At 65.6% G+C, this 13,342-nt stretch carries 10 protein-coding genes and 1 pseudogene; 9 read left to right on the plus strand and 2 right to left on the minus strand.

All coding sequences use genetic code 11. The annotated features are described in order from the left end of the window. Positions 1-209 precede the first annotated feature (209 nt). From AB4Z00_RS10465 to cobA, 7 genes are all read left to right on the plus strand, one after another. On the plus strand, positions 210-791 hold the full coding sequence (locus tag AB4Z00_RS10465; RefSeq protein ID WP_132265806.1) for an ANTAR domain-containing response regulator: 582 nt from the start codon (positions 210-212) through the stop codon (positions 789-791). Further along, the gene (locus tag AB4Z00_RS10470; protein WP_132265804.1) at positions 788-2,002 is read left to right on the plus strand and encodes an ABC transporter substrate-binding protein; all 1,215 of its coding nucleotides are present in this window, start codon (positions 788-790) and stop codon (positions 2,000-2,002) included. Before AB4Z00_RS10465 ends, AB4Z00_RS10470 begins: the two co-directional genes overlap by 4 nt. A gap of 276 nt (positions 2,003-2,278) precedes the next feature. Beyond that, positions 2,279-3,556 carry a nitrate/nitrite transporter gene (locus AB4Z00_RS10475; RefSeq protein WP_442045874.1) on the plus strand — a complete coding sequence of 426 codons (1,278 nt, stop codon included), beginning with the start codon at positions 2,279-2,281 and terminating at the stop codon, positions 3,554-3,556. A 67-nt stretch (positions 3,557-3,623) separates the two neighbouring features. Then, on the plus strand, positions 3,624-4,829 hold the full coding sequence (locus AB4Z00_RS10480; protein WP_442045875.1) for a hypothetical protein: 1,206 nt from the start codon (positions 3,624-3,626) through the stop codon (positions 4,827-4,829). 220 nt (positions 4,830-5,049) lie between these two features. Continuing rightward, positions 5,050-7,566: a nitrite reductase large subunit NirB gene (gene nirB, locus AB4Z00_RS10485; RefSeq protein ID WP_442045876.1), complete on the plus strand. Its 2,517-nt coding sequence runs from the start codon at positions 5,050-5,052 to the stop codon at positions 7,564-7,566. Positions 7,567-7,571: 5 nt separating this feature from the next. Further along, positions 7,572-7,907 carry a nitrite reductase small subunit NirD gene (nirD, locus tag AB4Z00_RS10490; protein ID WP_442045877.1) on the plus strand — a complete coding sequence of 112 codons (336 nt, stop codon included), beginning with the start codon at positions 7,572-7,574 and terminating at the stop codon, positions 7,905-7,907. Then, the gene (gene cobA, locus AB4Z00_RS10495) at positions 7,907-8,719 is read left to right on the plus strand and encodes a uroporphyrinogen-III C-methyltransferase (protein WP_431567618.1); all 813 of its coding nucleotides are present in this window, start codon (positions 7,907-7,909) and stop codon (positions 8,717-8,719) included. The genes nirD and cobA overlap by 1 nt, the downstream gene beginning before the upstream one ends. A 21-nt stretch (positions 8,720-8,740) precedes the next feature. Here cobA and AB4Z00_RS10500 read toward each other — a convergent pair whose 3' ends face one another. Beyond that, complete coding sequence (locus AB4Z00_RS10500) at positions 8,741-9,619, minus strand: tyrosine-protein phosphatase (protein WP_442045878.1); 879 nt, start codon at positions 9,617-9,619, stop codon at positions 8,741-8,743. A gap of 22 nt (positions 9,620-9,641) precedes the next feature. Continuing rightward, positions 9,642-11,921, minus strand: a complete 2,280-nt coding sequence (locus AB4Z00_RS10505) for a TonB-dependent receptor (protein ID WP_442045879.1) — start codon at positions 11,919-11,921, stop codon at positions 9,642-9,644. A gap of 186 nt (positions 11,922-12,107) precedes the next feature. On the opposite strand from AB4Z00_RS10505, the pseudogene AB4Z00_RS10510 reads away from it, so the two are divergent. Both AB4Z00_RS10510 and AB4Z00_RS10515 read left to right on the plus strand, forming a co-directional pair. Further along, positions 12,108-12,275: pseudogene (locus tag AB4Z00_RS10510) on the plus strand (helix-turn-helix domain-containing protein); the annotation flags it as partial. A gap of 3 nt (positions 12,276-12,278) precedes the next feature. Next, on the plus strand, positions 12,279-13,319 hold the full coding sequence (locus AB4Z00_RS10515; RefSeq protein ID WP_442045983.1) for a TetR/AcrR family transcriptional regulator: 1,041 nt from the start codon (positions 12,279-12,281) through the stop codon (positions 13,317-13,319). Positions 13,320-13,342: the final 23 nt, after the last annotated feature.

Here is a 13,342-nt window from a genome sequence, read left to right on the forward strand (position 1 = left end):
CATCCCCTGCCCCTCTATGCCGCTTCGGCCTTGTTTGACCAAGAAACACGGCTTCCGGGAAAAAGACAAATGTTTTTACATATTGCGGGACGGCTTTTTAACGGGAAGACTGTTCGCCGCTATTTCTGCTCTGTCGTTGACGTGGCAAGCCGCCTCGGCAATGTGCGGCGCGAAAGACGGGCTTCACTTCGATGGAATTTGGGCACTCGATGAGAATCGTCATCATCGACGACAGCGGATTGCGCGCGACGGTTCTCGAAGAGGGCCTGCGCGAGGCCGGGTACGACGATATCCATATCGTCCCGCCGCGCGGCGCCTTCGTGGCCCGCCTCGAACGGATGGCGCCCGACGTGGTGCTCATGGACCTTGGCAGTCCCAGCCGCGACACTCTGGAGGAAATGCTCAGCGTCAGCCGTGCGCTCGCGCGGCCCATCGCGATGTTCGTGGACCAGTCCGACGAGGCGATGATCGGTGCGGCCATCGATGCGGGTGTCTCGGCCTATGTCGTCGACGGGTTGCGCAAGGAGCGGGTGAAGCCGGTGCTTGAGCTGGCGGTGCGGCGCTTCAATGCTTTCGCCCGGATCCAGGCCGAATTGGACGAGGCGCGCAATGCGCTTTCGGACCGCAAGGTGATCGATCGCGCCAAGTCCATCCTGATGGCGCAGCGCAACCTGTCGGAACAGGACGCCTATACGCTCCTGCGGTCGAGCGCGATGAACCAGGGGAAGAAGATCGTGGACGTGGCGCAGGCCCTGATTACCGCCAGCGACCTTCTGGGAGGGGGACTATGACGACGAACTTGCGCATCGCCTTCCTGCCGCTCACCGACGTGGCGGTGCTCGCCGTGGCGCAGGAGCGGGGCTTTGCCGAGGAAGAGGGGCTTTCGCTCGACCTCGTTCGCACGACCAGTTGGGCCACTCTTCGCGATCGTCTGGTCTATGGCCAGGTGCAGGCCGCGCACATGCTGGCGCCGCTGGCCGTGGCGGTGACGCTGGGCCTCAGCCAGCAACCCGCCGCGCTGGCCGCCCCTTACAAGCTGAACGTGAACGGCAACATGCTGGTCATGGCCAAGGACTTCGCGGCCGCGCTGGACCCGGACCTCGCCGGACGTCTGGCCGATCCGCTGGGCACGGCGCACGATTTTGCCGCTGCGATCGGCCTCTGGCGGCGCAAGCCGGTGATCGGCGTGGTCCATCGTTTTTCGAGCCATGCCTTGATGCTGCGCTACTGGCTGGCCAGCGCCGGTGTCGATCCCGACCGCGATGTCGTCTTGCGGGTGCTGCCGCCGTCGCTGACGGTCGAGGCGCTCCACGCCGGTGAGATCGACGGCTTCATCGCAGGCGAACCCTGGGGCAGCGCGGCGGTAGAGGCCGGGCTTGCCGAAACCGTCGCCGTGGGCGAGCGGATCTGGCGGCGCGGCGTGGAGAAAGTACTCGCCTTCCGCCAGAACTGGATGGAGGAGAACCCCGAGACCGTCGATCGGCTCCTGCGGGCACTGGTCCGCGCGGCAGCCTGGTGCGACGAGCCGGACAATCACAGCGCGCTGGCGGATCTGCTCGCCGCGCCGCGCTATGTGGACCAGCCCGCGGACCTGATCCGCCGCGCCCTGGCCGGTGAAATGGTGAACCGGGCAGGCGAACCGGCGATCCCCAATCCCGACTTCATGCTGTTCTCGCGCGAGGCCACGCCGTTTCCCTGGCGCAGCCAGGCGCTCTGGATCTATTCTCAACTGGTGCGCTGGGGCATGGTCGAGCACTCGGCCGACAGCGCCGCGCGCGCCGGAGCGGTGTTCCGTCCCGATGTTTTCCGCCGCGCCCTGGCCGGAAGCGATGTGCCCATGCCGGGCGCGAGCATGAAACTGGAAGGCGCCGTCCATTCGCCGCTGGCCGTGGGATCGCGCAAGGGCGACCTGACATTGGGGCCGGACAGGTTCTTCGACGGGCGCGTATTCGATCCCGAGCGTATCGACGATTACCTTGCGGGTTTTGTGCAACTGCGTTGATCGCCTTGCCGAAGGCAGTGGAAAGTGGCGGATTCGCTGCCTGGGCAACGCTGGTCAGGCATCCTTTGACCAGGCGCCAAATTTTGTGCCTTGCAACATGACGCGAATCGCATGATGATGAGGGCCTCACGCGAAGACGCGTGACTACCGGATGCGCTGCTCCAAGGGCGGGGCGCCATCCTCACCGATATTCGCAGCAAAGCCGCTGACCGGGCTCACCCAAGGGTGACGTCCGGCCTGCGGCTTTTTTCGTGCCCGCTCTATGGGGAACCGACGATGGCAACCGCTTACTGGAAACGTGACGCAGAGGGCCGACAGGCCGACAACGCATCGGCCGATCTCGGCGGCGCATCGGAGGCCGGGACCAGCTTCTGGAAGGCCGGTCACGCGCCGACCCTGATCGCAGCCTTCCTCTATTTCGACCTTGCCTTCATGGTCTGGGTCTTACTCGGCCCGCTGGCGCCGGAAATCGCCAGGACGCTGGGGCTGACTTCGGCCGAAAAGGGACTGATGGTCGCCACGCCGACACTCGCCGGCGCCCTGCTGCGGGTGGTCAACGGGCTGCTGGTCGACCGTATCGGACCCAAGCGCTCAGGCGCGATCAGCCAGCTCATCGTCATTGCCGGTCTGTTCTTCGCCTGGTTCATGGGCGTGAACAGCTTCGCGGGAACCCTGGCGCTCGGCGTGATCCTGGGCTTTGCAGGGGCGAGCTTCGCGATCGCGCTTCCGCTTGCGAGCCGCTGGTATCCGGCCGAGCACCAGGGCAAGGCGATGGGACTTGCCGGCATGGGCAATTCGGGCACCGTGCTCGCTTCGCTTTTCGCGCCGATGCTTGCCAAGATGTTTGGCTGGAATGCCGTGCTGGGCCTTGCCTGCATCCCGCTGTCACTGGTCTTCGTCGTCTACATGCTCATGGCAAAGGATTCGCCTAACCAGCCGGCGCCGCGAAAGCTGGTCGACTATTTCGAACCGCTCAAGCAGGCTGACGCCTGGTGGCTCATGGCCTTCTATGCGGTGACTTTCGGGGGTTTCGTGGGCCTTGCCGCCTCGCTGCCGATCTATTTCACCGACCAGTTCGGCCTTACGCCGATCGTGGCGGGTTACTGCACGGCTGCCTGCGTCTTTGCAGGTTCGCTCGTGCGGCCGATGGGCGGCGCGCTGGCCGATCGCATCGGCGGGGTGAAGGCGCTGATGGCGGTCTACTTCGTTGCTGCATTGGCCCTGGCGGGCGTGGCCAACGCCGTGAGCCTGCCGGGCGCGCTGGGCATGTTCGTGCTGGCCATGCTGGCGCTGGGCACGGGCAATGGTGCGGTCTTCCAGCTGGTCCCGCAGCGCTTCCAGGCCGAGATCGGCGTGATGACCGGGCTTGTCGGCATGGCGGGCGGCATCGGAGGGTTCTATCTGGCCAGTTCGCTCGGCCTTGCCAAGCAGATGACCGGCAGCTTCGCGCCCGGCTTCCTGATCTTCGCAGGACTGGCCGTGATGGCACTGGCGAGCGTGGCCGCCGTCAAGGGCCGCTGGCGCGCCCGCTGGAACACCGCAGCACGCATCTGATCGGAGAGGAGGCGGCGGCCGGGCAAGGCCGCCGCCCCGTTCGTCTCGAAGGGGGGACGTCAACTTCATGCGATATCTCATCGGAACGGCGGCCGCATTGGCCGCCGCGGGGCCGGCTTGCGCCCAGGAAATGACGCTGAAGCCCGTGGCCGAAGCCCGGGCGCGCTACGAACGTGTCGATCAGGACGGGCTTTCCCAGGCAGCCGACGCCCTGACCTTGCGGGTGCGGGGCGGCGTAACTGCCGCCAGCGGCGCGATCAGCGCGACCGTCATCGGCCAGGGCACGCTGGCTGCGGTGGATCACTACTACGACGGTTTGAACGGCGCGGCGACGCGGCCGCTGGTCGCGGATCCGCAGAACGTGGCGCTCTATGTCGCGCAGCTGCAATATCGCACGAAGGCGCTGAGCCTTACGGCGGGACGTCAGAAGATCACGCTCGATGACGAGCGCTTCGTCGGCAATGTCGGTTTTCGCGACAATGCGCAGACTTTCGATGCGGTGCGCGCCGAGATCACCCCTATCAGGGGGCTGAAGCTGGATATCTCCTACGCCTGGAGTGTGCGCACGATCTGGGGCATCGACGGCGCGGGCGCACGTCAGCAGGCAGTCGGAGGCGACAACGTCCTCGGCAATCTCTCCTACGTCACGCCGCTCGGCACCTTGACCGGCTTTGCCTATCTCGTCGATCAGGACGAGGCGGCCGTGCAGGCTTTCCGGCAGTCCAGCCAGACCTACGGAGCACGGCTCGCGGGAAGCCATGCGTTCGGCCCGGCGGTGAAGCTTGCCTATCAGGCCAGCTACGCCCGGCAGTCCGACTATCACCGAAACCCCAACGATTACGCGGCGGACTATTGGCTTGCGGACGGCCTGCTCGATGTGAAGGGCTGGAAGCTCAATGCCGGTTACGAGGTGCTGGGCGCCAGCAAGGGCTTGCCGTTCACCAGTTTCCAGACGCCGCTCGGCACCAACTTCAAGTTCCAGGGGTGGGCGGACAAGTTCCTGACGACTCCGGCGAACGGCTTGCGCGATCTCTATTTCGGCGGTGGCTATGGCTGGAAACAGGCGGGGCCGCTCTCCGGCCTGTCGGTTCAGGCGACCTGGCACCGTTTCGACAGCGATCGACTGGGCCAGCATTACGGCAACGAGATCGATCTTCTCGCATCTGCGAAGGTGCGCAAGACGGCCGTTTCCTTGCGCTATGCCCATTACGACGCGCGGGAAATGGCGACAGACACGGATAAGTACTGGATTCAGCTCGATTGGGCCTATTGACGTCAGGCGCGACGGAATCGCTTGAGCACCATGCCGTTTAGCCGTATGGTGCAGTGCAAAGGACGACGCTGTCCTTCCAAACCATAGCCGATGCGATCCACTGACGGGCCGCAGAAGCGCGAATGATGGCAAGGCCGCCATCCAGACTTTCGGTTTTCGAACCGAGGGTCCGGATGGCGGCCTTTTTCTTTTTCTCCCTCAGTTTTCTGGAGTCACGGGGATGGAATTTCAGGACGGGATCGAGCGTTCGACGGACTATGAGACCGCGCTTATCGTGCCTTCGGCCGATGTGCGCGAACATCTGGTGGTGGTCGGAAACGGCATGGCCGGGTGCCGCGCGGTGGAGGAACTGCTGGCGCGCGACGCGGGGCGCTACCGCGTCACCATCTTCGGCGCCGAGCCGCATGTGAACTACAACCGCATCATGCTCTCGCCGGTGCTGGCGGGTGAGAAGACCTTCGACCAGATCGTCATCAACACGCGCGAATGGTATGACGAGAACGGCATCGAGCTGGTCACGTCCGATCCCGTCGTCACCATCGACCGTCCGGGGCGGACCGTCACCGCGCAGTCGGGCCGCAAGGTTCGCTACGACCGACTGCTGATCGCCACCGGCTCCGATCCGTTCATCATCCCGGTTCCCGGCAAGGACCTGCCCGGCGTCATCTCCTTCCGCGACATGAAGGACGTGGACACCATGCTCGAAGCCGCGGCGGACGGCGGCGACGCGGTGGTGATCGGCGGGGGGCTGCTCGGCCTTGAGGCCGCCCACGGCCTGACCCTGCGGGGCATGAAAGTGACCGTGATCCACCTCATGCCCACGCTGATGGAGCGGCAGCTCGACGAAGCGGCGGGCTGGTTGCTCAAGAGCGCGCTCGAAGCGCGCGGCCAGACCATCCTGACCGGCGCGGACACGGCCGAGATCATGGGCGAGGGCAAAGTCGAAGGCGTGCGTCTGAAGGACGGGCGCGAGATCCCGGCCAGCCTCGTCGTCATGGCGGTGGGCATCCGTCCCTCCACGGCACTGGCGCGCGAGGCGGGTCTCGACGTGGGCAGGGGGATCAAGGTCGATGACCACATGGTCACCAGCGACCCGCACATCCTGGCCGTGGGCGAATGCGTGGAGCATGACGGCAACGTCTACGGCCTCGTCGCGCCGCTCTGGGACATGTGCCGCAGCCTGGCCGACGGCCTGACCGACCGGCACAGCGGCTATCGCGGATCGGTAACGTCCACCAAGCTGAAGGTCGCCGGGCTCGACGTGTTCTCGGCGGGCGACTTCTCGGGCGGCGAGGGCTGCGAGGACATCGTGCTGCGCGACGCCTCGCGCGGGGTCTACAAGCGCGTGGTCGTGAAGGACGGCAAGATCGTCGGCGCGGTGCTCTACGGCGATACGGCGGATGGAAACTGGTACTTCGATCTGCTCAGGAAGGGCGAGGACGTCTCGGCAATCCGCGACCTCCTCATTCTTGGCCAGGCCTTCGCTTCGGGCGGCAGCGCCGACCCGCTGGCGGCGGTCGCGGCGCTGCCTGACGATGCCGAGATCTGCGGCTGCAACGGCGTGTCCAAGGGGCAGGTCGTGGCCTCGATCGCGGCGGGCGCATGCAGTCTCGATGCCGTGCGCGGCACTTGCAAGGCCTCGGCCAGCTGCGGTTCCTGCACCGGCCTTGTCGAGAGTTTGCTGGCGCTGACCCTGGGCGAAGAGGTCAAGTCGGGGCCGAAGACGATGTGCAAGTGCACCAGCTTCACTCATGACGACGTGCGGCGCGAGATCGTGGCGCAGCACATGAAGTCGATCCCCGAAGTGATGCACAAGCTCCACTGGTCGACGCCCGACGGTTGCTCTTCCTGCCGTCCGGCGCTCAACTACTACCTGCTCTGCGCGCTGCCCGGCGAGTATGTGGACGACCAGCAGAGCCGCTTCGTCAACGAGCGCATGCACGCCAATATCCAGAAGGACGGCACCTATTCGGTGGTCCCGCGCATGTGGGGCGGCCTTACCAACCCGCGCGAACTGCGCGCGATTGCCGACGTGGTGGAGAAGTACGACGCGCCGATGGTGAAAGTGACCGGCGGCCAGCGGCTCGACATCTTCGGCATCAAGAAGGAAGACCTGCCCGCCGTCTGGGCCGATCTCAACGCGGCCGGAATGGTCTCGGGCCATGCCTATGGCAAGTCGCTGCGCACGGTGAAGACCTGCGTGGGCAGCGAATGGTGCCGCTTCGGCACGCAGGACTCTACCGGGCTGGGCGTGAAGACCGAGCGGATGACCTGGGGATCCTGGATGCCGCACAAGTTCAAGATCGCGGTCTCGGGCTGCCCGCGCAATTGCGCCGAGGCGACGATCAAGGACTTCGGCGTGGTCTGCGTGGACTCAGGCTACGAACTCCATGTCGGCGGCAACGGCGGCATTCACGTGCGCGCCACCGACTTCCTCTGCAAGGTCGCGACCGAGCAGGAGGCGCTCGATTACTGCGCCGCCTTCACCCAGCTCTATCGCGAGGAAGCGCGCTATCTTGAGCGCACCGCGCCGTGGATCGAGCGCGTCGGCGTGGAATACATCAAGCAGCGGATCGTCGAGGACGACACCGGCCGCGAAGAACTGCGCGCCCGCTTCCTCTACTCGCAGAGCTTCAGCCAGGAAGACCCTTGGGCCGAACGCGCGGCGGGTCACAAGGCCGAACTGCATCAGCACCTTGAACCTTTGGCACCCCAGGAACTGGCGGCAGCGGAGTAACGCATATGAACGACTGGATCGACATCGGCACCCTGTCCGACATTCCCCTGCGCGGGGCGCGCACCGTGCAGATCACGGGCGAAAAGGAAATCGCGGTTTTCCGCACCGGCGACGACAAGGTCTTCGCGCTCGTCAACGAATGCCCGCACAAGAAGGGGCCGCTCAGCCAGGGCATCGTCCATGGCCACTCGGTTGCCTGCCCGCTCCACAACTGGAACATCGCGCTCGCCAGCGGAGAGGCCCAGGGCGAGGACAAGGGCTGCACGCCGACGATTGCCGTGCGCCTTGAAGGTGAGCGCATCCTGATCGCGCACCCGGAAAGCTTGCGGGTGGCGGCCTGATGGCGGGCGATCCCATGGGGGGCAATCCCATCAGGCCCCATCTGATCGAGCGGGGCGAAGTCTGGCTCGTCGGGGCCGGGCCGGGAGATCCGGACCTGCTCACGCGCAAGGCCCAGAAGCTGATCGAGGCGGCGGACGTGGTCTTCGTCGACGCCCTCGTCGGGCCCGGCGTGCTGGACCTGATCCCAGCCGGAACCGAGCGGGTGAGCGTGGGCAAGCGATCGGGCCGGCACAGCAAGGCGCAAGGCTCGATCAACGATCTGCTGCTGGAAGCGGCGCAGGCCGGCAAGCGGGTGGTGCGGCTTAAGGGCGGCGATCCCTCGATATTCGGGCGCTCGGCCGAGGAGATGGATCACCTCATGGCAGCGGGCATTCCGGTGCGTATCTGCCCCGGCATCACCACCGCCAGCGCGGCGGCGGCAAGCGGGCTGGCCTCACTCACCTTGCGCGGCGTGGCGCGCGGGCTGACGCTGGTGACGGCGCACCTCAAGGCGGGCGAGCCCCTGAAGCTCGATTGGGAAACGCTGGCCCGGCCGGGCGGCACCCTGGGCGTCTACATGGGCCGCGCGGCGGCGGGTGAGATCAGCCGCTCGCTGATCGCCGCGGGGCGCCATCCGGATACGCCGGTGATGATCGCGGTCAATGTCTCGCTGCCAAACGAACGCATGATTCGCGGCAAGCTCTCGGCGCTGGCCTTCCTTGTCGCCGCGATCAGCGATGACGATCCGACTCTGCTGCTCATCGGCGAGGCCGTGGCGGCGCGCGATGTGCCTTTGCAGGTGGTAAGGGAAAGGATCGGCGCGATGCAGTGACCGCGCCGACCCTTTTCATGCTCAGTCCAGATAGGCCGCGCGCAGCTTGGCGATCTGCGGCTTGTCGAGACCCATTTCGTCCTTGAGGTAGCCCATGGCGCCGCCCCGATGGGCGTCGAGCGCCTTGAACGCCGCTTCGATATAGGCCCGGTCGGCTTTCATGAAGGCGGCTTGCACGGCCGGTGGCAGCGACAGGAAGGCCTGCCCCGTGGCAGCGCTGGCGCCGGTCTTGGCCTTGGCAAGCGCGGCAGGAAGATATTGGTTGGTGAGCAGGTAGTCCTGGCTCACCGTTTCGCGCGGCACGCCGAGCGCGGTAAGCAGGAGGGCGGACGATACGCCGGTGCGGTCCTTGCCTGCCGAGCAGTTGAACGCCAGCGGGGCGTTGCCCGCCAGGAGCTGCGCGAACATCCGCTTGAACTGCGGCGCGAAAGTCTTGAGCATCGCCGGGTAGGTCCTGGTCATGACAGCCGTGGCCGCTTCCGGTGTGATCTTGCTCATGTCCTTGGGCATCAGGCCGACCGCCATGCCGTCGTAGTCGTCAGCGAAGATGGTGGGTCCGGTGCCGGCGGCCCAGGGCATCGGCTCGGCCTTGCGCTCGCCCCGGTCGCGGTAGTCGCAGATGGTTCGGATGCCCAGCTTGTTCAGATAGCCCAGATCCTGCGCCGTCAGGTCCACCATCGAGCCCGAGCGGAACAGCAGGCCCCACTTCACGGTGTGGCCATCGGCGGTGCGATAGCCGCCGAGGTCGCGGAAGTTGCGGCCGCCTTCCAGCGGCAGGAGCCGCTGGTGCGTGGTTTCAGCGGCAGGAGCCGGCGCTGCGACTTTCGCCGCTGCTTGGAATGACGGTTGAGCGAACAGGCCGAGCGCGATCAGGGCGCCGGCGGGGAAACGCCAGTTCATATTCTTTTCCAATGTCCTGAGCTTAGTACTTGATGGTCGCGGAGACGCCGACGGTGCGCGGATCGTTGAAGATCCCGTAGTAGCCGAGCGAGGAACCGCCGTTGGCCTTCACGAACGTATAGGCCTCGTTGAACAGGTTGCGCGCCCAGACCGAGAGTTCCAGGTTCGGTCCGCTCGCCATGCGGATGTCGGCAAGGGCGACGCGGCCGTTGACGATGAAGGACGATCCGGTCTTGGTGGGATCGCTGGCCATCGAGTACTGACCGGTGGCGTAGTTGCCGTCGAGGTGGAAGCGCAGCATGGCGTCGGCCACCGGCAGTTCGTAGTCGATCGCGGCGCTGGCGGCATGGCTCGGCGTGTAGACGGCATAGACCCGGGTCAGTGCGTCGCCGTTGAAGGGGTTCGGCGCCGGCGGCAGATGGACGTCGGTATAGGCATAGGAGCCGGTGAGCGTCAGGCCCTGGAACGGCGTGATCGTGAGGTCGGCCTCGATGCCCTTGATCCGGCCATTGCCGCTGGCGTTGGTGGTTTCGAGCGTCGTGCGGGTGGTGTTCAGGACCGGCGCGATGAAGTCGATCTGCATGTCCTTGTAGGCGGACGTGTAGGCCGCGACGTTGAAGCGGGCATGATTGTCGAAGAACTCGGTCTTCGCGCCGATCTCGAACGTGGAGACCGATTCCGGGTCGAACTTGCGATAGGTGAGCGAACGGCTGTTCGCGCCGCCTGCCTTGTAGCCGGTGCTCCACTTGCCGTAGACGTGCACGTCCTGGGTCACGTCGAAGGCGAGGTTCACCATCGGGTCGAAGCGATCCCAGGAGCCGTCCAGCGTATAGTTCGTGGCGACGCCGTTCACTTCGTCGAGAGCGCCGGTCTTCTTGTCATGCGTGAAGCGTCCGCCGGCCGTGAGGTGGACGCGGTCGTCCAGCATGGCCGGCGTATACGTCGCCTGGCCGAAGACGCCGATGCTCTCCGTGACTGCGTGGCTGGCGCGATCGGGGAAGGGGATCGAGGACGTCGGCGTGGGGAGAATGGTGTAGCTGGTGCCGTCCGCGTTCCACTTGTTGGTGTAAGGCGTCCAGGCGTTATCGCTCACCTTCTCGTGATAGTAGAAACCGCCGACCACGAAGTTCAGCTGCTCCATGGTGCCGATGAGCTGCACTTCCTGGCTATACTGCTTCTGCCAGACGTCGGCGAGGCTGAAGCGGGCGAAATTGGTGTTGTTGCTATATCCCGGGATGAACACGCCGAGGTTGCTGGAACCGTTGTCGTTCTGGGTCTGGGTGAGCTGGCGATAGGAACTGATCGACTTGATTTCGAGTTCGGGTGAAACCGTCCAGTCGAGCGTGAGCAAGTGGCCATGCGTCTTGCCGAGCGCCCAGGGCTGCGGCACGCCGATATTGGCGGTCTTGGCGCGATCCGACTGCATCTGGAGCAGCGGACCGGTGGTGCGGGTCAGCAGCTGCAGATAGTAAGGCGTGGTTTCATCGCGCGAGATGTCGAAGGAATAGAGCGCGTTGAAGCTGCTGGAGGGCTCCCACAGCACGGCGGCGTGCAGGCCCTTCTTGTTGTAGGCATTGAAATCGTGCTCGCCGGCCAGCGGATTGTCGACCGTGCCGCCGCGAGTGGTGATGAGGCCGTCCAGCTTGACCGAGATGTTGGCGAAGCTCGGCAGGTCGAGGTGCAGGCCGGCCTCGCGCGAATCGTAGCTGCCGACGCCGACCGTGGCGCGCGCGCCGAATTCGCCGCTGGGCTTCTTGGTGACGATGCTGATGGCGCCGCCTTCGGTGTTGCGGCCGAAGAGCGTGCCTTGCGGGCCCTTGAGAACCTCGATGCGCTCGACATCGTAGAGTGCCGAGCCAAGGCCCTGTGCACGGCCCATGAACACGCCGTCGATGTAGACGCCGACACCCTGGTCGCGGGCAGGCTGGTTGGCGTCACCCAAGGTGCCGACGCCGCGCATACCTACGGTGAGGGCCGAACTGCGCGAGAACATCGGCGCGATGCGCAGCGAGGGGATGGAACCGTCGGCCAGGGATTCGAGCGAGACGACGTGGCGGTTCTGGAGATCCTCGGCGCCCAGCACCGCAATCGAGATCGGCGTGGTCTGAAGGCTCGTTTCACGCTTCTGGGCGGAGACGATGATGTCGGTGAGGCCGGAACCGGCTTCGGCGCTTTCGGCAGCCGCATCGGCTGCGGCATCGGCGACTTCGGCGGCGTGAGCGGAACCGGCCGCGAGCAGCGCGCCGAGCGCGCTGCCGGCCAGGGCTATGGAACGGAAGGTGGAAGAGCGACGGACGGACATGAAACGACCCTCATGGTGATGACGAGGCGTCGGCTAGAACGTCTGTATGTCAACTGTGTTACGCTTGTTGGGAATCGTGACAGGCGCTGGAACGGTTCGCTTGTCTGCGCATTCAGGCTTATGGCAAAGTCATCGAGTCCACGCCCGCGCCTGGCGTAGATCCTGGAACAAGGCTGTCGGCAAGACGTGATAGATCATGAAATTCAAGAGTTTTCGTCGCAAGAGAAGCTGATCCGGGCTGCCTTGGACGTCTGGGCGAATCAGGGCCATTCGGCGATGTCCGCGCGCACTCTGTCACGCGCGACTGGCCTGCCGACCTCCAGCATCTATCATCACTTTGGTTCTATGGAACAGTTGTTGCAATCGGCTCAGGCCTATGCGCGCGATGCCGCGCAGACATGGTGCACCGATCGGCTGGACGATCTTGCGGGTTGGCCGGAAGGCCTCGGAGCGCAATCGATTGCCCGGGCGCTTGCGGTGCTGGTGGACGATTGGACGAGCGAGCGGAGAGAACTGGCCTTCGCGGCAAACCAGTGCCATCTGCTTGCCCAGCGCGATGAAGCCTATCTCGTCGCCATCAATTCGTGGCGTGACCTCTGRGCGGATTTCTGGCGCGAGGTCTGCGGGCGCGCAGGGCTCGGCCGATATGCCGCGTTGACGGCACATGTCTTTGAAGCGACGGTGCAGTTCCATCTCATTCGCTGGAACCGCACCATCGACCGCGCGGCGCTCGATGAATTCTGCACCGGCTGGGGGGAATGGCTGTCGGGCAAACTTGCCGAGGAAGGCCCGTGGCGCCGACACGCGCGTGAGATCGCCCTGGCCTCTGCGCCCGAAGTGCCGGCGCAGAACGGCGTTGCGGCCCGGATTTCGGACGCAGCGGCCGATATCGTCGAGGAAGGCGGCGTAAGCGCGCTGACTCACCGCGCGGTGGCGGCGCGCGCCGAAGTGACGCTGGGGGTGGCCTCCTACAATTTCCGCACGAGCGCGGATCTGGTGCGGGCGGCCTTCAACACGATCTATCGCCGGCTCACCGAAGTCTCGCGCGAGGGGCCGGTGGAGCAAGTGGAACGGAGCGAATGGACCGCGGCGTGGCGCGATTTCTCCTCTCAGCCGCGCCGGCTCGCCGCGATGGAGGAGCTGATGCTGGCGGTTGCCCGCGATCCGGAACTTCGCGATTTCGCGCCGCAGCTTCGCTACTTGCGCGGCCGGAGCAGCGGGCTGCAGCTTCAGGCGCAGCTGGAGCCGGGTGCCCGGATTTCTCCGCTGGATGCCGCGCTCTATTCCAGCATGATATCCGGGCAGCGGCGCGCGCTGATCGGCAGGCCGGAGGCGGAAATGCACGACAGTCTGGACCAGGCTGCGCGGATCGTCGCCAGGTTGCGCCGGGACGGCTAGGGCAAGGGTCGACGCCCGGGCGG

The sequence above is a fragment of the Novosphingobium sp. YAF33 genome (assembly GCF_052113265.1).
Taxonomy (GTDB): domain Bacteria; phylum Pseudomonadota; class Alphaproteobacteria; order Sphingomonadales; family Sphingomonadaceae; genus Novosphingobium.